Annotated in this window: 27 protein-coding genes and 1 tRNA gene; 8 read left to right on the top strand and 20 right to left on the bottom strand. The window is 65.2% G+C overall.

What is annotated here, in order from left to right:
- Nucleotides 1–56: 56 nt before the first annotated feature.
- Entirely contained in the window at nucleotides 57–380 is a 324-nt protein-coding gene (locus tag AC1DMS_RS18335; RefSeq protein WP_478181573.1) for a DUF1840 domain-containing protein, read from the bottom strand.
- A 12-nt stretch (nucleotides 381–392) separates the two neighbouring features.
- Entirely contained in the window at nucleotides 393–1661 is a 1269-nt protein-coding gene (locus AC1DMS_RS18330) for an SAM-dependent methyltransferase (RefSeq protein WP_015867785.1), read from the bottom strand.
- 155 nt (nucleotides 1662–1816) lie between these two features.
- Here AC1DMS_RS18330 and AC1DMS_RS18325 point away from each other — a divergent pair, with 155 nt between their 5' ends.
- Genes AC1DMS_RS18325 through AC1DMS_RS18300 form a run of 6 tightly spaced genes read left to right on the top strand, consistent with a single transcriptional unit; the run spans nucleotide 1817 to nucleotide 8721 of the window.
- The gene (locus tag AC1DMS_RS18325; RefSeq protein ID WP_478181572.1) at nucleotides 1817–4165 is read left to right on the top strand and encodes a bifunctional salicylyl-CoA 5-hydroxylase/oxidoreductase; all 2349 of its coding nucleotides are present in this window, start codon (nucleotides 1817–1819) and stop codon (nucleotides 4163–4165) included.
- Between the two features lies 1 nt (nucleotide 4166).
- A complete protein-coding gene (locus AC1DMS_RS18320; protein WP_015867787.1) occupies nucleotides 4167–4643 on the top strand; it encodes a MarR family winged helix-turn-helix transcriptional regulator in 477 nt (158 codons plus the stop codon).
- The gene (locus AC1DMS_RS18315) at nucleotides 4640–5494 is read left to right on the top strand and encodes an enoyl-CoA hydratase family protein (protein ID WP_018905174.1); all 855 of its coding nucleotides are present in this window, start codon (nucleotides 4640–4642) and stop codon (nucleotides 5492–5494) included. Before AC1DMS_RS18320 ends, AC1DMS_RS18315 begins: the two co-directional genes overlap by 4 nt.
- Nucleotides 5495–5498: 4 nt before the next feature.
- A complete protein-coding gene (locus AC1DMS_RS18310) occupies nucleotides 5499–6692 on the top strand; it encodes an acyl-CoA dehydrogenase family protein (protein WP_018905175.1) in 1194 nt (397 codons plus the stop codon).
- Nucleotides 6693–6697: 5 nt separating this feature from the next.
- Nucleotides 6698–8326, top strand: coding sequence for an AMP-binding protein (locus tag AC1DMS_RS18305; protein WP_412512021.1), 1629 nt, complete (start codon nucleotides 6698–6700; stop codon nucleotides 8324–8326).
- Nucleotides 8323–8721, top strand: a complete 399-nt coding sequence (locus AC1DMS_RS18300) for a RidA family protein (RefSeq protein WP_015867791.1) — start codon at nucleotides 8323–8325, stop codon at nucleotides 8719–8721. The genes AC1DMS_RS18305 and AC1DMS_RS18300 overlap by 4 nt, the downstream gene beginning before the upstream one ends.
- A 152-nt stretch (nucleotides 8722–8873) precedes the next feature.
- On the opposite strand, the gene AC1DMS_RS18295 is transcribed toward AC1DMS_RS18300, so the two are convergent.
- The 18 genes from AC1DMS_RS18295 to rplN form a co-directional block, all read right to left on the bottom strand.
- Nucleotides 8874–8950: transfer RNA gene (locus tag AC1DMS_RS18295), tRNA-Met, on the bottom strand.
- Nucleotides 8951–8968: 18 nt separating this feature from the next.
- On the bottom strand, nucleotides 8969–9367 hold the full coding sequence (rplQ, locus tag AC1DMS_RS18290; RefSeq protein ID WP_015867792.1) for a 50S ribosomal protein L17: 399 nt from the start codon (nucleotides 9365–9367) through the stop codon (nucleotides 8969–8971).
- A gap of 83 nt (nucleotides 9368–9450) precedes the next feature.
- The gene (locus AC1DMS_RS18285; RefSeq protein ID WP_009124827.1) at nucleotides 9451–10440 is read right to left on the bottom strand and encodes a DNA-directed RNA polymerase subunit alpha; all 990 of its coding nucleotides are present in this window, start codon (nucleotides 10438–10440) and stop codon (nucleotides 9451–9453) included.
- A gap of 128 nt (nucleotides 10441–10568) precedes the next feature.
- Complete coding sequence (rpsD, locus tag AC1DMS_RS18280) at nucleotides 10569–11192, bottom strand: 30S ribosomal protein S4 (RefSeq protein ID WP_013544104.1); 624 nt, start codon at nucleotides 11190–11192, stop codon at nucleotides 10569–10571.
- A gap of 130 nt (nucleotides 11193–11322) precedes the next feature.
- Nucleotides 11323–11727 carry a 30S ribosomal protein S11 gene (gene rpsK, locus AC1DMS_RS18275; RefSeq protein WP_009124825.1) on the bottom strand — a complete coding sequence of 135 codons (405 nt, stop codon included), beginning with the start codon at nucleotides 11725–11727 and terminating at the stop codon, nucleotides 11323–11325.
- A gap of 12 nt (nucleotides 11728–11739) precedes the next feature.
- Nucleotides 11740–12105, bottom strand: a complete 366-nt coding sequence (gene rpsM / locus AC1DMS_RS18270; RefSeq protein WP_013544105.1) for a 30S ribosomal protein S13 — start codon at nucleotides 12103–12105, stop codon at nucleotides 11740–11742.
- A gap of 23 nt (nucleotides 12106–12128) precedes the next feature.
- On the bottom strand, nucleotides 12129–12242 hold the full coding sequence (gene rpmJ, locus AC1DMS_RS18265) for a 50S ribosomal protein L36 (RefSeq protein WP_013544106.1): 114 nt from the start codon (nucleotides 12240–12242) through the stop codon (nucleotides 12129–12131).
- Between the two features lie 74 nt (nucleotides 12243–12316).
- Entirely contained in the window at nucleotides 12317–13630 is a 1314-nt protein-coding gene (gene secY, locus AC1DMS_RS18260) for a preprotein translocase subunit SecY (RefSeq protein WP_015867793.1), read from the bottom strand.
- 26 nt (nucleotides 13631–13656) lie between these two features.
- Nucleotides 13657–14088, bottom strand: coding sequence for a 50S ribosomal protein L15 (gene rplO / locus AC1DMS_RS18255; RefSeq protein ID WP_015867794.1), 432 nt, complete (start codon nucleotides 14086–14088; stop codon nucleotides 13657–13659).
- Nucleotides 14089–14099: 11 nt separating this feature from the next.
- The gene (gene rpmD / locus AC1DMS_RS18250) at nucleotides 14100–14285 is read right to left on the bottom strand and encodes a 50S ribosomal protein L30 (RefSeq protein WP_009124818.1); all 186 of its coding nucleotides are present in this window, start codon (nucleotides 14283–14285) and stop codon (nucleotides 14100–14102) included.
- Between the two features lie 35 nt (nucleotides 14286–14320).
- Nucleotides 14321–14839 (bottom strand): 30S ribosomal protein S5, encoded by a 519-nt coding sequence (gene rpsE / locus AC1DMS_RS18245; protein WP_015867795.1) that lies wholly within the window; start codon nucleotides 14837–14839, stop codon nucleotides 14321–14323.
- A gap of 18 nt (nucleotides 14840–14857) precedes the next feature.
- On the bottom strand, nucleotides 14858–15223 hold the full coding sequence (rplR, locus tag AC1DMS_RS18240) for a 50S ribosomal protein L18 (protein ID WP_021012927.1): 366 nt from the start codon (nucleotides 15221–15223) through the stop codon (nucleotides 14858–14860).
- Nucleotides 15224–15237: 14 nt separating this feature from the next.
- Nucleotides 15238–15771 carry a 50S ribosomal protein L6 gene (rplF, locus tag AC1DMS_RS18235; RefSeq protein WP_278877078.1) on the bottom strand — a complete coding sequence of 178 codons (534 nt, stop codon included), beginning with the start codon at nucleotides 15769–15771 and terminating at the stop codon, nucleotides 15238–15240.
- A gap of 24 nt (nucleotides 15772–15795) precedes the next feature.
- Nucleotides 15796–16191: a 30S ribosomal protein S8 gene (gene rpsH, locus AC1DMS_RS18230; RefSeq protein WP_015867797.1), complete on the bottom strand. Its 396-nt coding sequence runs from the start codon at nucleotides 16189–16191 to the stop codon at nucleotides 15796–15798.
- Between the two features lie 20 nt (nucleotides 16192–16211).
- Nucleotides 16212–16517: a 30S ribosomal protein S14 gene (gene rpsN / locus AC1DMS_RS18225; RefSeq protein ID WP_015867798.1), complete on the bottom strand. Its 306-nt coding sequence runs from the start codon at nucleotides 16515–16517 to the stop codon at nucleotides 16212–16214.
- Between the two features lie 8 nt (nucleotides 16518–16525).
- Complete coding sequence (gene rplE / locus AC1DMS_RS18220) at nucleotides 16526–17065, bottom strand: 50S ribosomal protein L5 (protein WP_013544114.1); 540 nt, start codon at nucleotides 17063–17065, stop codon at nucleotides 16526–16528.
- Between the two features lie 11 nt (nucleotides 17066–17076).
- Nucleotides 17077–17409 carry a 50S ribosomal protein L24 gene (gene rplX, locus AC1DMS_RS18215; RefSeq protein WP_015867799.1) on the bottom strand — a complete coding sequence of 111 codons (333 nt, stop codon included), beginning with the start codon at nucleotides 17407–17409 and terminating at the stop codon, nucleotides 17077–17079.
- A 13-nt stretch (nucleotides 17410–17422) separates the two neighbouring features.
- Nucleotides 17423–17791, bottom strand: coding sequence for a 50S ribosomal protein L14 (rplN, locus tag AC1DMS_RS18210; protein WP_009124801.1), 369 nt, complete (start codon nucleotides 17789–17791; stop codon nucleotides 17423–17425).
- A 247-nt stretch (nucleotides 17792–18038) separates the two neighbouring features.
- On the opposite strand from rplN, the gene AC1DMS_RS18205 reads away from it, so the two are divergent.
- A complete protein-coding gene (locus AC1DMS_RS18205) occupies nucleotides 18039–19184 on the top strand; it encodes an esterase-like activity of phytase family protein (protein ID WP_478181597.1) in 1146 nt (381 codons plus the stop codon).
- Complete coding sequence (gene proC / locus AC1DMS_RS18200) at nucleotides 19181–20038, top strand: pyrroline-5-carboxylate reductase (protein ID WP_478181571.1); 858 nt, start codon at nucleotides 19181–19183, stop codon at nucleotides 20036–20038. Before AC1DMS_RS18205 ends, proC begins: the two co-directional genes overlap by 4 nt.
- Nucleotides 20039–20042 lie beyond the last annotated feature (4 nt).

The following is a 20042-nucleotide window of genomic DNA, read 5'->3' as shown; positions in this document are numbered from 1 at the left end:
CCTGCGGCCCGGCGAAGCCGGTTCCGCGGCGCTCCTCGAAACAAAAAGACAGGCGCTCAGGTCTTCCAGGTCACGTCTTTTTTCTCGGCCAGGGAGTCCCTGAGCATGTGGAGCAGCGGGGCTGCGCGCTGGTGCAGGCCCACGTGCTGCTTCTCGGCCTCGCTGGCGTGGCCTTCGACGGCGTAGTCGTCGTGGTTGTGCGGGTTGCTGGCCTCGCGCGCCAGCGCGGACTCGAGCGCCGCAATGGCGCCCGGGATCTGCTCGACCGTGACGATGCCTTGCGGCGCGGGTGCCTTGCCGATGATGTCGAACAGCTGGCGGGCATGCACCTCCAGCATCACGAAGTCAGGGGAGGCCCGGGACTGGAATCGGTACAGCATGGTTGTTCTCACTCACTTGTAGATGTAGTCACGGGCAAAAGGGTACACCGATTGCGAACCGCGCAAAACACCATGCTCGACCCGGCCGTCGGGCTTGGTCGAAAGCATCTGGTGCAGTGAGATCCAGCCCTGCTCGAAGCTCATGGCCGAGCCCGCCAGGTAGAGGCGGTAGGCGCGCAGGATGCGCTCGGCATTCTCGCCCTGCCGCCCGCCCGCGCGCGCGAGCACCTCGCGCGCCGTGTCCAGCTGCGACTCCAGCGCGTCCGACCAGGCCCACAGCGTGCGCGCATAGTGCGGGCGCAGGCTTTCGGTATCGACCATCTCCAGGCCCGCGGCCGCCGTCTCGCGCAGCACATGCGTCACGTGCAGCAGCTCGCCGCCCGGAAAGATGTACTTCTCGATGAAGTCGCCCATGCCCGCGCCCAGCTGGCGGTAGTCGAGCTGGCCCGAGGTGATGCCGTGGTTCAGCACCAGCCCGCCGGGCTTGAGCAGCGAATGGATCTTGCGGAAATAGGTGGGCATGTTGGCCGCGCCCACATGCTCGAACATGCCCACCGATGCGATCTTGTCGAAGGGCGCGTCAGCGGAAAGTTCGCGGTAGTCGCGCAGCTCCACCCGCACGCGGCCCTGCAGTCCCTTTTCCTGGATCAGGCGCTGCACGTGCGCATGCTGGTTCTTCGACAGCGTGATGCCGGTGGCGTCGACGCCGTAGTGCTCCGCCGCCCACAGCAGCAGCCCGCCCCAGCCGGAGCCGATGTCGAGAAAACGCTCGCCGGGCTGCAGCATGAGCTTGCGGCAGATGTGGTCCAGCTTGGCCTCCTGGGCCTGCGCGAGCGTCAGCCCCGGGGTGCGAAAGTACGCGCACGAATACACCCGGCGCGGATCGAGCCACAGCGCGTAGAAGTCGTCGGAAACGTCGTAGTGGAACTGGATCTGCTCGGCATCCTTGTGCAGCGAATGCGAGCTGTGGGACTTGGCCAGCCGCATCAGGCGGGTCCACCAGGTGGTGTTGGTCTCCGCGGGGTTGCCCGGCAGCATGCCGACCGTGGCGTCGATCAGGTCGCGCATCGCGCCTTCGATCTGCACCCGGCCTTCGACGTAGGCCTCGCCGATGGCCCCCACCTGGTGCGCCGCCAGCTTGGCCAGCGCCGACCACTCGCTGAACGCCAGGGTGACACGCGACCCCGGCTTGGCAACTCTTCGGCCATCAGGCAGTTCCAGCGCGATGGGCACGGGCAGCGACGCAAGCTGCGACTCGATCTTGGGTATCAAGCTTTGCATGGTGAGGTGATGGTATTGATTTTTTCGATTTTTTGCATGACACCCGCCGCGCCCCGGGTACCCCGCTGGGGATGGCCCCGTTGACACCAGATTGTTTATGCTTAAACTATTCAACCATGAACAGCCTAACCACCGGCTCCCCTGCCGCACCCGCCATGGACCTTCAACGCATCCTGTGCATCGGCGGCGGCCCCGCGGGCCTGTACTTCGCGCTGCTGATGAAGGCGCGCAACCCCGCGCTCGAGATCACCGTGGTGGAGCGCAACCGCCCCTTCGACACCTTCGGCTGGGGCGTGGTGCTCAGCGACCAGACGCTCGCCAACCTGCGCGCGGCCGACGCCGAGACCGCGGCGCTGATCGGCAGCGAGTTCCACCACTGGGACGACATCCAGGTGTTCTTCAAGGGCCGGCAGGTGCGCTCGGGCGGCCATGGCTTCTGCGGCATCGGCCGCAAGCGCCTCCTGAACATCCTGCAGGAGCGCTGCCTCGCGCTCGGCGTGAAGCTGGTCTTCGAGACCGACGCCACCGACGACCAGGCGATCGCCGCCCAGTACAACGCCGACCTGGTGATTGCGAGCGACGGCCTGAACAGCCGCATCCGCCAGCGCTATGCCGACGTTTTCAAGCCCGACATCGACCTGCGCAACTGCCGCTTCGTGTGGCTGGGCACGCACCAGACCTTCGACGCCTTCACCTTCGCCTTCGAACAGACCGAGCACGGCTGGTTCCAGGCCCATGCCTACCAGTTCGACGACAAGACCTCGACCTTCATCGTCGAGACGCCCGAGGCCGTGTGGAAAGCCCACGGCCTCGACCAGATGGAGCAGCCCGAGGCCATCGCCTTCTGCGAGAAGCTGTTCGCCAAGTACCTGGGCGGCCATTCGCTCATCAGCAATGCCACGCACCTGCGCGGCTCGGCCAACTGGATCCGCTTTCCGCGCGTGGTGTGCGAGCGCTGGACCCACCGCATCGACGTCGAAGGCCGCTCGGTGCCCGTGGTGCTGATGGGCGACGCGGCGCACACGGCGCACTTCTCGATCGGCTCGGGCACCAAGCTCGCGCTGGAAGATGCGATCGACCTGGCCAACGAATTCGCGCAAGGCGGCACCGTCGACCACGTGCTCGAGGGCTACGAGGCGCGCCGCAGCGTCGAGGTGCTCAAGATCCAGAACGCCGCGCGCAACTCCACCGAATGGTTCGAGAACGTACCGCGCTACACCGGCATGCAGATCGAGCAGTTCGCCTACTCGCTGCTCACGCGCTCCCAGCGCATCAGCCACGAGAACCTGCGCGTGCGCGACACGCAATGGCTCGGCGGCTACGAGCAGTGGCTCGCCGGCGGCAAGCCCGTTGCGCCCATGCTGATGCCGCTGCAGGTGCGCGGCCTCACGCTCAAGAACCGCATCCTGGTGTCGCCGATGGCCACCTACAGCGCGGTCGACGGCGTGCCGCAGGACTTTTTGCTGGTGCACCTGGGCGCCCGCGCGCTCGGCGGCGCCGCCATGGTGTTCGTCGAGATGACGAGCCCGACGCCCGAAGGCCGCATCACCCCCGGCTGCACGGGCCTGTACAACGACGCGCAGCAGGCCGCGTTCAAGCGCATCGTCGACTTCGTGCACACGCAGTCGAGCGCCAAGATCGCCATGCAGCTCGGCCACAGCGGCCCGAAGGGCTCGACCCGCGTGGGCTGGGAAGGCACCGACGAGCCGCTCGAAAGCGGCAACTGGCCGCTGCTGGCCGCCAGCGCGGTGGCCTACGGCGAACAGAACCAGCTGCCGGCCGCGATGACGCGCGAGCAGATGGACGCCATGCGCGACCAGTTCGTGGCGACCACGCGCCGCGCCGCCGAATGCGGCTTCGACTGGCTCGAGCTGCACTGCGCGCACGGCTACCTGCTGTCGGCCTTCATCAGCCCGCTCACCAACCTGCGCACCGACGAGTACGGCGGCGGCATCGAAGCGCGCTGCCGCTATCCGCTCGAGGTGTTCCGCGCGATGCGCGCCGCCTGGCCGCAAGACAAGCCGATGAGCGTGCGCATCTCGGCGCACGATTGGGCCCCCGGCGGCAACACCGATGCCGATGCGGTGGTGGTGGCGCGCCTCTTCAAGGAGGCCGGCGCCGATTTCATCGACGTGTCCTCCGGCCAGACCACGCGCACCGCCAAGCCGGTGTACGGCCGCATGTACCAGACGCCGTTCTCGGACCGCATCCGCAACGAGGTCGGCATCTCGACCATTGCGGTCGGCGCCATCACCGACGCCGACCAGGCCAACAGCATCATCGCGGCCGGCCGCGCCGACCTCTGCGCCATCGCCCGCCCGCACCTTGCCGATCCCGCGTGGACCCTGCACGAGGCCGCCAAGCTGCAAAGCCGCGACGTCGACTGGCCGAAGCAGTACCTGAGCGGGCGCGACCAGATGTACCGCGAGATCGCCAAGCAGCAGCAGATCGCTGCCGCTGCGAACGCCGCATTGGCTGCCTCCAACAACGAGGAGACGCACTGACATGGACCTCGAAGCACGCGCCCACAGCGAGCACCCCGAGGCCCTGCGCCTCTGGCTGCGGCTGCTCACCTGCACCCAGCTGATCGAGAAGCAGGTGCGCAACGAACTGCGCTCGCAGTTCGCCACCACGCTGCCGCGCTTCGACCTGATGTCGCAGCTCGAGCGCTCGCCCGACGGCCTGAAGATGAACGAGCTGTCGCGCCGCATGATGGTGACGGGCGGCAACGTCACCGGCATCACCGACCAGCTCGTGACCGAAGGGCTGGTCGAGCGCATCAACGTCGAGGGCGACCGCCGCGCCTGGCGCGTGCGGCTCACGGCGCGCGGCCGCAAGCTCTTCAACGAGATGGCGCAGCAGCACGAAGACTGGATCGTCGATGCCTTCGCGGCGCTCAGCGCCAAGGAGATCGCGCAGCTGCACAAGCTGCTCGGCAAGGTCAAGCAACACTCACACAGCCAGATGGCGGAGGCCGAATGAAGCACTACATCGGCGCGGGCAATCCCATGCACGCGCAATTCGAGGCCAAGGCGCCTTACGCGGCGAAGCACTTCGCATGGCACTACGAAGCGGGCGTCGGCACCATCACGCTGAACCGCCCCGAGCGCAAGAACCCGCTGACCTTCGATTCGTACGCCGAGCTGCGCGACCTGTTTCGCGCCTTGACCTATGCAACCGACGTGAAGGCCATCGTGGTCACCGGCGCCGGCGGCAACTTCTGCTCGGGCGGCGACGTGCACGAGATCATCGGCCCGCTCACCGGCATGCGCATGCCCGAGCTGCTCGAGTTCACACGCATGACCGGCGACCTGGTCAAGGCCATCCGCCATTGCCCGCAGCCGATCGTCGGCGCGATCGACGGCGTGTGCGCCGGTGCCGGCGCGATGATCGCGCTGGCCTGCGACCTGCGCTACGGCTCGCCCGCCACGCGCACCGCCTTCCTGTTCACGCGCGTCGGGCTTGCCGGCGCCGACATGGGTGCCTGCGCCTTGCTGCCGCGCGTGATCGGCCAGGGCCGCGCCTCGGAACTGCTCTTCACCGGCCGCGCGATGACGGCACAGGAAGGCCAGGCCTGGGGCTTCTTCAATGCGCTGCACGAAAGCGATGCACTGCTCGAAGCGGCCACCAAGGTAGCGCGCGAACTGGCCGAAGGCCCGAGCTTCGCGCACGGCATGACCAAGACCATGCTCTCGCAGGAATGGTCGATGACCATCGACCAGGCCATCGAGGCCGAGGCACAGGCACAGGCCATCTGCATGCAGACCGAGGATTTCAAGCGCGCCTACGAAGCGTTTGCAGCCAAGCGCAAGCCCGTGTTCGGCGGAGACTGAAGTCATGATGGCCAAGATCCCCGCACCGCCCTCGACAACGCACCTCGCGCTGCCGTTCTTCGATGACGCGCATCGCGCGCTCGCAAGCGAGCTGCTGCCCTGGTGCGCCGCGCAGGAAGTCGACGAGCGCGACGACCGCGCGGCCTGCCGCGAATGGGTGCGCCGCCTCGGCGACGGCGGCTGGCTGCGCTATGCCGTGCCCGGCAGCGCAGGCGGCGCGCTGGAGCGCCTCGACTCACGCGCGCTCGTGCTGCTGCGCGAGACGCTCGGCTACCACTCGCCGCTGGCGGACTTCGCGTTTGCGATGCAGGGGCTGGGCAGCGGCGCGATCACGCTCGCGGGCACGCCCGAGCAGCAGTCGCACTACCTCACAGCTGTGGGCAAGGGCGAGAAGATCGCGGCCTTTGCTCTGAGCGAACCCGATGCGGGCTCCGACGTGGCGGCCATGGCCATGCGCGCCGAAGCCACGCCCGACGGCTGGCGCCTCAACGGCGAGAAGACCTGGATCAGCAATGGCGGCATCGCCGACTTCTACTGCCTGTTCGCCAAGACCGATCCCGCGGGCGGCACGCGCGGCATCACGGCGTTCATCGTCGACGCAACCGCCGCCGGCCTCGACACCTCCGGGCACATCGACGTGATGGCGCCGCACCCGCTCGCCACGCTGCGCTTCCAGGACTGCATCGTGCCGCGCGCGGCGCAGCTCGGCGAACTCAACGGTGGTTTCAAGCTCGCGATGCGCACGCTCGACATCTTCCGTGCCTCCGTTGCAGCGGCGGCATTGGGCATGGGACGCCGCGCGCTCGCCGAAGCCGTCGCGCATGCAAAGGGCCGGCGCATGTTCGGCCAGACGCTCGCCGATTTCCAGCTCACGCAGGCCAAGCTCGGCGAGATGGCCGCGCTGATCGACAGCGCCGCATTGCTCACCTACCGCGCCGCATGGATGCGCGACGACGCCGAACAGCGCGGCGCTCCCGCGGTGGGCGACGTGTCGGCCGCCGCGGCCATGGCCAAGATGTGCGCCACCGAGAACGCGAGCCGCGTGATCGACATGGCGCTGCAGATGCACGGCGGCCTTGGCGTGAAGGTTGGCACGAAGATTGAAAGCCTCTACCGCGACATCCGCTCGCTGCGCATCTACGAAGGCGCGACGGAGGTTCAGCAACTGATCATCGGCAAATCCGTTTTGCGGGGATAAACATCGTGTCAGCCCAAGTCGACCGCTTCGTTCACGACCGCCTGCCGCCCGCCGAGCAGCTGCCGGTCTTCCGCTACGACCTTCCGGAACTGCAGCTGCCCGATCAGCTGAATCTGGTCGAGGAGCTCCTGGACAAGGCGCCCGCCAAGGGCTTCGGCGACAAGCCGATGCTGCGTTCGCCCGCCGGCACGCTGACCTATTCGCAGGCCGCCGTCGAGGTCAACCGCATCGCGCAGGTGCTGGTCGAAGACCTCGGCCTCGTGCCCGGCAACCGCGTGCTGCTGCGCGGCGGCAACTCGGTGGCCATGGCGCTGTCGTGGCTCGCGGTGGTCAAGGCCGGCCTGATCGCGGTGGCCACCATGCCGCTGCTGCGCGCCAAGGAACTGGGCGAGATCATCGAGAAGGCGCGCCCCGTGGCGGCGCTGTGCGACGGGCGCCTGCTCGACGAGCTCGTGCTGGCGCAGCGGGAGCATCCTGTGCTCGCATCGGTGATCGCGTTCAACAAACCCGATGCGCCCGATTCGCTGTCGGCACGCGCGGCCGGCAAGAGCGGCGTGTTCACCGCCTGCCCCACGGCGTCGGACGACATCGCCCTGCTCGCGTTCACCTCCGGCACCACGGGCAAGCCCAAGGCGCCGGTCACCACGCACCGCGACGTGCTCGCGATGTGCCAAACCTGGCCGCGCCACGTGCTGCGGGCGCGCAGCGACGACATCGTGATCGGCTCGCCGCCGCTGGCCTTCACCTTCGGGCTCGGCGGCCTGCTGGTGTTCCCGATGTGGGCCGGCGCCTCGGTGTACTTTGCCGATGCGCCCTTCACGCCCGAAGGTTTAGTGAAGCTCATCAACGAGGTTGGCGCGACCATCTGCTACACGGCCCCCACCTTCTATCGCCAGATGGCGCCCTTCGTGCGGCAGCACGGCGCGCCGAGCCTGCGCATCTGCGTGAGCGCGGGCGAGGCGCTGCCCGACGCCACGCGCCAGCTGTGGAAGGAAGCCACCGGCATCGAGATGCTCGACGGCATCGGCGGCACCGAGGTGTTCCACATCTACATCTCGGCCGCGGGCGACCAGGTGCGCCGCGGCGCGGTCGGCAAGGTGGTGCCCGGCTTCACCGCCAAGGTGGTGGACGACCAGGGCAACGAAGTGCCGCGCGGCACGGTCGGCAAGCTGGCGCTGCAGGGGCCCGTGGGCTGCCGCTACCTGGACGACCCGCGCCAGGCCGACTACGTGAAGAACGGCTGGAACTACCCCGGCGATTCGTTCGTGCAGGACGACGACGGCTACTTCTTCTACCAGGCGCGCGCCGACGACATGATCATCACGGCCGGCTACAACGTCGGCGGGCCCGAGGTCGAGGATGCGCTGCTCAAGCACCCGGCCGTGGCCGAGTGCGGCGTGATCGGCAAGCCCGACGCCGACCGCGGCATGATCGTGAAGGCCTTCTGCGTGCTCAAGCCCGGCCACGAAGGCGACGCCGCGCTCGTCAAGGCGCTGCAGGACCATGTGAAGGCCACCATCGCGCCCTTCAAATACCCGCGGGAGATCGAGTTCGTGCCGGTGCTGCCGCGCACCGAGACCGGCAAGCTCCAGCGATTCAAACTGAGACAACTCAACGAGACCACCCCATCATGATGAACAAACTCTTGCAGCCCCCGGGCTGGTTGCCCCCCAAGGGCTATGCGAATGGCGTGGCCGCACGCGGCACCATGGTGTTCGTCGGCGGCCAGATCGGCTGGAATGCGCAGCAGCAGTTCGAGTCGGACGACTTCATCGAGCAATGCGGCCTGGCGCTGCGCAACATCGCCGAGGTGCTGCGCGAAGCCGGCGCCGGCCCCGAGCACATGGTGCGCATGACCTGGTACGTGACCGACCGCGACGAATACAGCCGCCGCCTCGGCGAACTCGGCCCGGTGTATCGCGACGCGATGGGGCGCAATTTCCCGGCCATGACCTGCGTGCAGGTGGCGGCGCTGGTCGAGCACCGCGCCAAGGTCGAGATCGAGGTCACGGCGGTCATTCCAGACTGACGGAACACCTGCGGGAAGCCGCCCCGTGCGGCGCAAACAGGAATGCCCTCTTCGCGAGGGCATTTTTCATGGCATGGGTGCATGGATCTGCCGACCTGAAGATCGGCGGGCCAAAGAAAAAGGCCCTTTGAAATTCAAAGGGCCTTTTAAATTGGTTGCGCGAGCAAGATTTGAACTTGCGACCTTTGGGTTATGAGCCCAACGAGCTACCAGGCTGCTCCATCGCGCGGCAAGATGGAATTATACCTTATTCAGCAGCGCCTTGCTCGGCGGCTTCTTCTTTAATTTCAGGACGGTCGACCAGTTCGACCAGAGCCATGGGTGCATTGTCGCCAACGCGGAAACCCATCTTCAGGATGCGGGTGTAGCCGCCCGGACGCGCTGCGAAGCGCGGGCCGAGTTCGCCGAAGAGCTTGACGACGCTGTCGCGGTCGCGCAGGCGGTCGAAGGCCAGGCGCTTGTTGGCAACCGTGGGCTTCTTGGCGAGCGTGATCATCGGTTCGATGACGCGGCGCAGTTCCTTGGCCTTGGGGACCGTGGTCTTGATGACTTCGTGCTCGATGAGCGAATTCATCATGTTCTGCAGCATCGCAAGGCGGTGCGAGCTGGTGCGGTTGAGTTTGCGGAGTCCGTGTCCGTGACGCATGGTGCTTTCCTTTACTTTATTAAACAGGCAGCCGTATCAGGTACTGCCCGGGCACGAGCCCTCATGGGCTCAATTTTCAAAAATCAACGCTTGTCGAGGCCGGCCGGCGGCCAGCTTTCAAGCTTCATACCCAAGGTCAGGCCGCGCGAGGCAAGCACTTCCTTGATTTCGTTGAGCGACTTGCGACCCAGGTTCGGGGTCTTGAGCAGCTCGTTCTCGGTGCGCTGGATCAGGTCGCCGATGTAGTAGATGTTTTCGGCCTTCAGGCAGTTGGCCGAACGCACGGTGAGCTCGAGCTCGTCGACAGGGCGCAGCAGGATCGGATCGAATTGCTGTGCGCTGCGCGGTGCCGGCGCATCGAATGCAGCCAGTTCGCCGCCCTCGAGCTGCGCGAACACGGCCAGCTGTTCAACCAGGATTTTAGCCGAGGCGCGCACGGCGTCTTCGGCGGTGATCGCACCGTTGGTTTCGATCTCGACCAGCAGCTTGTCCAGGTCGGTGCGCTGTTCGACACGGGCGCTTTCGACCGTGTAGCTCACGCGCTTGACGGGCGAGAACGAGGCGTCCAGGACGATGCGGCCGATCGACTTGGTCGGCTCGTCGGCATAGCGGCGCATCGTGCCGGGCACGTAGCCGCGGCCCTTTTCGACCTTGATCTGCATATCGAGCTTGCCGCCTTGCGACAGGTGCGCGATCACGTGGTCGGGGTTGATGATCTCGACGTCGTGCGGGGTCTGGATGTCCGACGCCAGCACCGGGCCTTCGCCGTCCTTGCGCAGGCTCAGCGTGACTTCGTCGCGGTTGTGGAGCTTGAACACCACGCCCTTGAGATTCAGCAGGATGTTGACGACATCTTCCTGCACGCCGTCGATCGACGAGTACTCGTGCAGCACGCCGGCGATCGTGACTTCAGTGGCCGAATAACCGACCATCGACGACAGCAGGACGCGGCGCAGCGCGTTGCCGAGCGTGTGGCCGTAGCCGCGCTCGAAAGGCTCGAGCGTGACCTTGGCCTTGTTGGCGGCAAGTTGCTCGACCTGGATGGTCTTGGGTTTCAGCAGGGTGGTTTGCATGCAGACTTCCTCTCAATACCCCCGGCTCGTTACACCGGTAAGGCTGGTGAAGCACCCGTCGGGAGTGCCTCCCGATGGGAACAAAAAAATCAAAAGCGGACCGCAAAGCGCGGCCCGTTGTCGCCCGCTTAGCGCGAGTACAGTTCGACGATCAGCGATTCGTTGATGTCGGCTGCGAATTCGTCGCGATCGGGCACCTTCTTGAAGGTACCTTCGGCCTTGTCGGCGTTCACTTCGACCCAGGCCGGGATACCGACCTGCTGGGCGAGCTGGAGCGCTTCGGCAATGCGGGTCTGCTTCTTCGACTTGTCGCGAACGGCGATCACGTCGCCGGTCTTCACCAGGTACGACGGGATGTTGACCGACTGGCCATTCACCGTGATCGCCTTGTGCGACACGAGCTGGCGCGCTTCGGCGCGCGTCGAGCCGAAGCCCATGCGGTAGACGACGTTGTCCAGGCGCGATTCGAGGATGAACAGCAGGTTGGCGCCGGTGTTGCCACGGCGGCGGTCGGCTTCTTCGAAGTAGCGGCGGAACTGCTTCTCGAGCACGCCGTACATGCGCTTGACCTTCTGCTTTTCGCGCAGCTGCAGGCCGTAGTCGGAGGTACGCTGACCCGAAGTGCGGCCATGCTGGCCGGGCTTGGAATCGAACTTGGCCTTGTCCTGGATGGAGCGGCGGGCGCTCTTGAGGAACAGGTCGGTGCCTTCACGGCGGGAGAGTTTGGCCTTGGGGCCGAGGTAGCGTGCCACGATTTTTCCTTTGTGTCATCTGCCGCAGTTGCCTGCGGGAGCCATCGGCGAAGACGCGGATGGCGGTGGGCTTAGTAAAAAAACAAATGCGCAGCCGCTCAAAAGCCGGCTGCGCCTTGCGGACTGACGATCAGATGCGGCGACGCTTCTGGGGACGGCAGCCGTTGTGCGGAACGGGCGTCACGTCGGCAATGGAATTGATCCGGATGCCGAGCGCAGCCAGTGCGCGCACCGACGATTCGCGACCGGGGCCGGGGCCCTTGATCTCGACGTCGAGGTTCTTGATGCCTTGTTCGACAGCAGCACGGCCGGCCACTTCGGAAGCCACCTGCGCAGCGAACGGGGTCGACTTGCGCGAGCCCTTGAAGCCCTGGCCACCCGACGAAGCCCACGACAGGGCGTTGCCCTGGCGATCGGTGATCGTGATGATGGTGTTGTTGAACGAGGCATGCACGTGGGCGATGCCGTCCGCAACGTTCTTGCGAACCTTCTTGCGAACGCGCTGTGCGGCGTTGTTTGCAGGTGCTTTAGCCATGCTGGTCTATCCTTATTTCTTCAGGGACTGCGCTGCCTTGCGCGGACCCTTGCGGGTGCGGGCATTGGTGCGCGTGCGCTGGCCGCGCATCGGCAGGCCGCGACGGTGACGGAAGCCGCGATAGCAGCCGATGTCCATCAAACGCTTGATGTTCATCGTCGTCTCGCGACGCAGATCGCCTTCGATGGTGAACAAGGCGATCTGGTCGCGGATCTTTTCGAGATCGGCGTCAGTCAGGTCCTTGATCTTCTTCGAATATTCGATGCCGCTCGCTTCGCAGATCTGACGGGCGCGGGTGCGACCGATGCCGAAGATGGCGGTCAGGCCGATTTCAGCGTGCTTGTGCGGCGGAATGTTGATGCCAGCAATACGTGCCATGTGCGTCCTCTAATACTCTTCAATCAACCCTGGCGCTGCTTGTGGCGCGGGTCGGTGCAAATCACACGCACCACACCTTTACGGCGGATGACCTTGCAATTACGGCAGATGGTTTTGACCGAAGCCGAAACTCTCATTTCATTCTCCTAAAACTGTTTAACGTGGCGGTACACCGCCCACACCCAAATTCTCAATACTGAAACTCACAGCCCTACGATGTCTTGAAGTTGGCCTTCTTCAGCAGCGATTCGTACTGCTGGGACATCATGTAGTTTTGCACCTGGGCCATGAAGTCCATCGTGACGACCACGATGATCAGCAGGGAGGTACCACCGAAGTAGAACGGGACGTTGTACTTCAGGATCAGGAACTCGGGCAGCAGGCAGACGAAGGTGATGTACACCGCGCCAGCCAACGTCAGGCGAACCAGAATCTTGTCGATATAGCGAGCGGTCTGGTCACCCGGACGGATGCCCGGAATGAATGCACCGCTCTTCTTCAGGTTGTCGGCCGTTTCCTTGCTGTTGAACACGAGTGCCGTGTAGAAGAAGCAGAAGAAAACGATCGCGGCAGCGTACAGCAGCACGTAGATCGGCTCGCCCGGACGCAGTGCGCCGGCCACGTCCTTGATCCAGCCGAAACCACCTTCGCCGGTGCTGAACCAGCCGACCACCGTTGCGGGCAGCAGGATGATCGAGGAGGCGAAGATCGGCGGAATCACGCCGGCCATGTTCAGCTTCAAGGGCAGGTGCGACGACTGGCCGCCATAGACCTTGTTGCCGACCTGGCGCCGCGCATAGTTCACGAGGATCTTGCGCTGGCCGCGTTCGACGAACACCACGAAGTAGGTGACCAGCACCACGATCGCGATGATGAAGAGCGCAATGATCGGGTTCATCGCACCGGTGGTCACCAGCGAAGCGAGGCCGCCGATGGCATTGGGCAGACCGGCCGCGATACCTGCAAAGATCAGGATCGAGATGCCGTTGCCCAGGCCCCGTTCGGTGATCTGCTCGCCGAGCCACATCAGGAACATCGAACCTGCCGTGAGGCTCACCATGGCGGTCAGGCGGAAGCCGAAACCGGGCGAGATGACCAGGCCGGCCGAAGACTCGAGCGCCACTGCAATGCTGAACGACTGGAACAGGGCCAGGCCGAGCGCGCCATAGCGCGTGTACTGCGTGATCTTGCGGCGGCCGGCCTCGCCTTCCTTCTTCAATTGCTCGAAGGTCGGAAGCACGTAGGTCATCAGCTGCATGATGATCGACGCCGAGATGTACGGCATGATCCCCAACGCGAACACGGTGAAGCGCGACAGCGCCCCGCCCGAGAACATGTTGAACAGGCTCAGGATGCCGCCCTGCTGGCCCTGGAACAACGCCGCCAGCTGATCCGGGTTGATGCCCGGCACAGGAATGTGCGCGCCGATCCGATAGACCACGAGCGCGAGCAGCAAGAAGACGAGCCGGCGACGCAGGTCGCCGAACTTGCCTGTCTTTGCGATCGTTGCCGCGTTAGTTGCCACGAAGAACTTCTTTCAGTCCAGTGTGATCAGGCGACGCTGCCGCCGGCTGCTTCGATCGCAGCCTTGGCACCAGCGGTTGCACCCACGCCCGTCAGCTTGACGGCCTTGGTGAGTTCACCGGTCTTGACGATCTTGACGACCTTGGCGAGCTGGCCCACGAGGCCGGCTTGCTTGAGCGCCAGGATGTCCACTTCGGCCAGGCCGAGCTGCTCGAGGGCAGTCAGCGTGACTTCGGCGTTGAACTTCAGCAGGTGCGACTTGAAGCCGCGCTTGGGCAGGCGGCGCTGCAGCGGCATTTGACCGCCTTCGAAGCCGACCTTGTGGAAGCCGCCTGCGCGCGACTTCTGACCCTTGTGACCGCGGCCTGCGGTCTTGCCGATACCGGAGCCGATACCGCGGCCGACGCGGCGCTTGGCGTGCTTGGCGCCAGCTGCCGGCTTGATGCCATTGAGTTCCATATCAGTCTCTCTTACAGAACTTTGACCAGATAACTGATCTTGTTGATCATGCCGCGCACCGCCGGGGTGTCCTGCAGCTCGCTCACGCTGTTGAGCTTGCGCAGGCCGAGGCCACGCACGGTCGCGCGATGCGATTCCTTGGTGCCAATCGGGCTCTTGACCAATTGCACCTTGAGGGTTTGTTGTTGCGTCGTCATTTGAATGCTTCCTTCAGCCTTGCGAGAGCTTGCGCTCAGGCGAAGATTTCTTCGACGGTCAGGCCGCGCTTGGCAGCCACTTCGGACGCGGTCGTCGAGTTCTTCAACCCGTCGAGCGTGGCGCGAACCATGTTGTAGGGGTTCGACGAACCATGGCTCTTGGCCACGATGTCGGTGATGCCCATGACTTCGAACACGGCGCGCATCGGGCCGCCGGCGATGATGCCGGTACCCTTCGGGGCCGGGATCATGACCACCGAGGCAGCGCCCCAATGGCCCGTCACGCGGTGATGCAGCGTGCCGTTCTTGATCGAGATCTTGGCCAGGTTGCGACGGGCTTCTTCCATCGCCTTCTGCACGGCAGCAGGCACTTCCTTGGACTTGCCCTTGCCCATGCCGACGCGGCCGTCGCCGTCGCCCACGACGGTGAGTGCTGCGAAACCGAGGATACGACCACCCTTCACCACCTTGGTGACGCGGTTGATCGCGATCATCTTCTCGCGCAAACCGTCTTCAGGGCCTTCGTTCTGCGTTCTTGCTTGAATCTTTGCCATTTTGAATCTCGTGTCCGTTTAGAACTGCAGGCCGGCTTCGCGGGCAGCGTCGGCCAGCGCCTTGACGCGGCCGTGGTACGCGAAACCAGCGCGGTCGAAGGCGACCTTCTCGACGCCGGCAGCCTTCGCCTTTTCAGCGATGCGCTTGCCGATGGCCGTTGCAGCGGCGGCATTGCCGCCCTTGCCCGAACCGCCGAGTGCAGCGCGCACTTCGGCTTCGGCCGTCGATGCGGTGGCGATCACCTTGGTGCCGTCGTCGGAGATGACGGTGGCATAGATGTGCAGGTTGGTGCGGTTCACCGTCAGACGGGCCACGCCCTGCGTCGCGATGCGGATGCGGGTCTGGCGCGAGCGGCGAAGACGCTGTGCTTTTTTGGTCAACATCATTTTGCTGCCCCTTACTTCTTCTTGGTCTCTTTGATCACGATCTTCTCGTCCGAATAACGGATGCCCTTGCCCTTGTAGGGCTCAGGCGGACGAACAGCGCGGATCTCAGCGGCGATTTGACCAACGCGCTGACGGTCAGCACCCTTGATCACGATTTCGGTCGGCGTTGCAGTGGCCACCGTGATGCCTTGCGGCATGTCGATGTTGACCGGGTGCGAATAGCCGACTTGCAGGTTCAACTTGTTGTTGGACGCTGCAGCCTTGTAGCCGACGCCGACCAGGTTGAGCTTCTTCTCGAAGCCCTTGGTCACGCCAACCACCATGTTGTTCACCAGCTGGCGGATCGTGCCGCTCATCGCGTTCGCTTCACGCGAATCGTTGGCGGGCTCGAAATTCAGCTTGCCGTCGTTGCTGACGACCTTGACCAGGGGGTTGCGTGCAAGGTTGAGCGTGCCGCCCGTGCCCTTGACGCTGATCTGGTCTTCCTTGATCGACACATCCACGCCTGCGGGGATGGTGATCGGCATTTTTCCTACTCGGGACATTTCAGTTACTCCTCGATGTCTCGGTTAGGCGACGTAGCACAGCACTTCGCCACCGACACCGGTAGCGCGCGCCTTGCGGTCGGTCATCACGCCCTTGGGGGTCGTGACGATCGCGACGCCCAGGCCGTTCTGGACTTGCGGAATGGAAGCGCTGGCCTTGTAGACGCGCAGGCCGGGACGGCTCACGCGCTCGATGCGCTCGATGACCGGACGGCCAGCGTAGTACTTCAGGGTAATGACGAGTTCGGTCTTGCCGTCTTCGGTCTTGACCTGGAAACCGTCGATATAGCCTTCGTCCTTCAGGACCTGCGAGATCGCGATCTTCACCTTGGAAGACGGGACCGACACAGTGGGCTTCGCCACCATCTGCGCGTTACGGATACGCGTCAGCAGGTCGGCAATGGGATCACTCATGCTCATGTTGTTTGCTCCTGCCTGGCTTACCAGCTGGCCTTGGTGACACCGGGGATGTCGCCATTGAAGGCCAGTTCGCGGATCTTGGCGCGGGCCAGACCGAATTGACGGAAGGTGCCACGGGGGCGACCGGTGATTTCGCAACGGTTGCGCTGGCGCGTGGGGTTCGCGTTGCGCGGAAGCTTCTGCAGGCCCAGGCGGGCAGCAGCGCGCTCTTCGTCGCTCTTCTTCAGGTCGTTGGAGATTGCCTTCAGTTCCGCGTGCTTCGCAGCGTACTTGGCGACCAGCTTGTCGCGCTTGAGTTCGCGTTGGATCAGGGATTGTTTAGCCACGGTGCGCCTCAGTTCTTGAACGGGAAACGGAAACCAGCGAGAAGCGCCTTGGCTTCTTCGTCGGTCTTGGCCGTCGTCGTGATGCTGATGTTGAGACCGCGCAGGGCATCGACCTTGTCGTATTCGATCTCGGGGAAAATGATCTGTTCCTTGACGCCGATGTTGTAGTTGCCACGGCCGTCGAACGCACGGCCGGAAATGCCGCGGAAGTCGCGAACACGCGGCAGCGCGATGGTCACGAAACGGTCCAGGAACTCATACATCTGCACGCCACGCAGCGTGACCATGCAGCCGATCGGCTGGTTTTCGCGGATCTTGAAACCGGCGATGGCCTTCTTCGACTTGGTGACCACGGGCTTCTGGCCGGCGATCTTGGTCAGGTCGGCAACTGCGTTGTCCAGGACCTTCTTGTCGGCGACAGCTTCACCCACGCCCATGTTGAGCGTGATCTTGGTGAGGCGGGGGACCTGCATCGGCGACTTGTAGCCGAACTTTTCCGTCAGGTCTTTCGCGATCTTTTCGCGATAGTGTTGTTGGAGACGTGCCATGTGAGTACCTCTTAGGCGAACTTGATTTCGTCGCCGCTGGACTTGAAGACGCGAACAGCCACGCGCTTGCCGTCAGCACCCTGGGTGATCTTGATGCCCACGCGATCGGCCTTGCCGGTCGCGGCATTGAAGATCGCCACGTTGGATTGGTGGATGGGCATGGTCTTCTCGACGATGCCGCCGGTCGTACCCTTGAGAGGGTTCGGCTTGGCGTGCTTCTTGACGATGTTCACGCCCTCGACGACGAGGTGCGAATCATCCTTGCGCAGCGAGACGGTGCCGCGCTTGCCTTTGTCGCGCCCGGCCAACACGATGACCTGGTCGCCTTTGCGAATCTTGTTCATGGCGTTGTTGTCCTTAGAGAACTTCGGGGGCCAGCGACACGATCTTCATGAACTTTTCGGTGCGCAGCTCGCGCGTCACCGGTCCGAAGATGCGGGTGCCGATCGGCTCCAGCTTGGCGTTGAGCAACACGGCTGCGTTGCCATCGAATTTGACGAGCGAACCGTCGGCGCGACGGATGCCCTTGGCGGTGCGGACCACCACTGCGCTGTAGATCTCGCCCTTTTTGACGCGACCACGCGGAGCGGCTTCCTTGATGCTCACCTTGATGACGTCGCCCACGCTGGCATAACGCCGCTTGGAGCCACCGAGCACCTTGATACACAGGACGGACTTCGCGCCTGTGTTGTCGGCCACTTCGAGCCGGGATTCAGTTTGGATCATTGCTAGTAGTTCCCAACTTGTACCGATGCGCCTCCGGGAGGGAAACGCTGCGGTCAGTCTTGGGCCCGTCGTCCGCACCTCGAACCACTCGAGGCACTTCCGCTTTGGGCTGAAAGCTTCGCCTTTTGAAGCGAAGCCTGCGATTGTTGCACGCAGGCCAAGGCATGTCAACTGCCTTCTGAGATCGAATCGAACTGGAACTAGACTCGGCGGCGTGCGCACCTTCGATCCAGGCCCCGTATCGCCCATGCGCCGCCGGCTGCTGGCGGGCGCGGGCGCCATGGCGGCGGGGCTCGCAGGGCTGGGATTGGCTGGCTGCCGCAGTCTGGCGGCCATTCCGCCGGCGGGGCCACAGCGGCTGCGCCGCCTTGCCGAGGCGCACTGGCCGCACCGGCTGAATATACAGGGCACGACCGCCGGCGGCCTCTCGGGCATCGACTACGACGCAGAAAGAAGTGAGTACCTGCTGCTCAGCGACGATCGGTCAGACCTCGATCCTGCGCGTTTCTATGTGGCGCAATGGGCGCCTCCCTGGGCGCTGCCACCCGAACCGAAAGGTGTCGTGCAGCTGCAACGCCCGGGCGGCGGTCCCTGGCCTGCGCGGCGCCGCGCCGAGCCCGGCACCCCGGTTCCGGACCCCGAATCGCTGCGCCTGCGCCCAGGCGCCGGAACCCTGCTCTGGACGAGCGAAGGCGATGTGGGCCGGGGATTCGGCCCGGCCTTGTACGAGTCGGCGCGCGACGGCCGCCTGCTGCGCGAGTTCGCGCTGCCGGCCATGTTCAACCCCGATCCGGCCCGGCGCCGCGGCCCGCGCGACAACCTGGGCCTCGAGGGCCTGGCGCTGGCGCCCGACGGCCGCCACGCCTGGCTTGGCATGGAAAACGCGCTGATCCAGGACGGCCCGGTTCCCACCACGCGGGTGCCGGGCGGTCCCTGCCGGCTGACCCGGATCGACCTGGAGACCGGCCAGGCCACGCGCCAGATCGCCTATGTGCCCGATGCGATCCCGCTGCGGCCGCTCATTCCTGGCAGCCATGCAGACAACGGCGTCAGCGAGATCCTGATGCTCGACGCCGACCGCATGCTGGTGCTGGAACGCGCCTATGCCACCGGCGCCGGAAACTCGCTGCGCCTGTACGAAATCGATACCCGCAACGCCACCGACGTGCTGGCCATCGACGCGCTCGCCGCGGACAACCACCGCGCCGCGCCGAAAACCCTGGTCGCCGACTTCGCCTGGCTCGGCCTTTCGCGCCTCGACAACACCGAGGGCATGTGCTGGGGACCGCCGCTGCCGGACGGCAAGTGCATGCTGGTGGTCGTGAGCGACGACAATTTCAACCCGCTGCAGACAACCCAGTTCGCGGCATTCGAATACACCGACCGACCATGACCATCGCCGTCACCTTCCTGCCCCGCACCGCACCGCCGCCGCTGCCTCCGATCGCCTTCATCGGCGGCGGCAACATGGCCAGCGCCATCATCGGCGGCCTCATCAAGCAGGGTACGCCCGCCGGCAGCTTCGAGGTGGTCGAGCCCTTCGAGGAGGCCCGCACCAAGCTCGCGCAATCCTTCGGCATTGCCGCTCACGCCGAGGCCGGCGACGCCCTTTCGCGCTGCTCGGTGGTGGTGTGGGCGGTCAAGCCGCAGACTTTTGCGGACGCGGCCGTCCCGGTGCGCGCATTCGCGGCCAACGCACTGCACCTGAGCGTGGCGGCCGGCATTCCGTCGGGCAGCATTGCGCGCTGGCTCGGCAGCGAGCGCGTGGTGCGCGCCATGCCCAACACACCGGCGCTGGTGGGCCAGGGCATGACCGGCCTCTTTGCGCGGGCCGCGGTGGACGCTGCCGACCGCGCGCTGGTCGGGCAGCTGCTGGCGCCGACCGGCGAGCTGCTGTGGGTCGACGACGAAGCCGCGCTCGACGCGGTGACGGCCATGTCCGGCTCCGGCCCGGCCTATGTGTTCTATTTCATCGAGGCCATGACTGAAGCCGGCGTCGAGATGGGCCTGCCGCTCGAGCAGGCCCAGCGGCTGGCCATCGGCACCTTCACTGGCGCTTCGGCGCTTGCGCACAGCGCCACCGAGCCGCCGTCGGTGCTGCGCGAACGCGTGACCTCCAAGGGCGGCACCACCCACGCGGCAATCAGCGCGCTCGAGGGCGCCGACGTCAAGGCGAAGTTCAAGGCCGCCATCCGTGCGGCGCAGAAGCGCGCCGCCGAGCTGGGCGAGGAATTCGGCCGCGCCTGAGCCT

It is taken from the genome of Variovorax sp. 05T418 (assembly GCF_056396385.1).
This window is presented reverse-complemented; position numbering and strand designations above follow the sequence as displayed.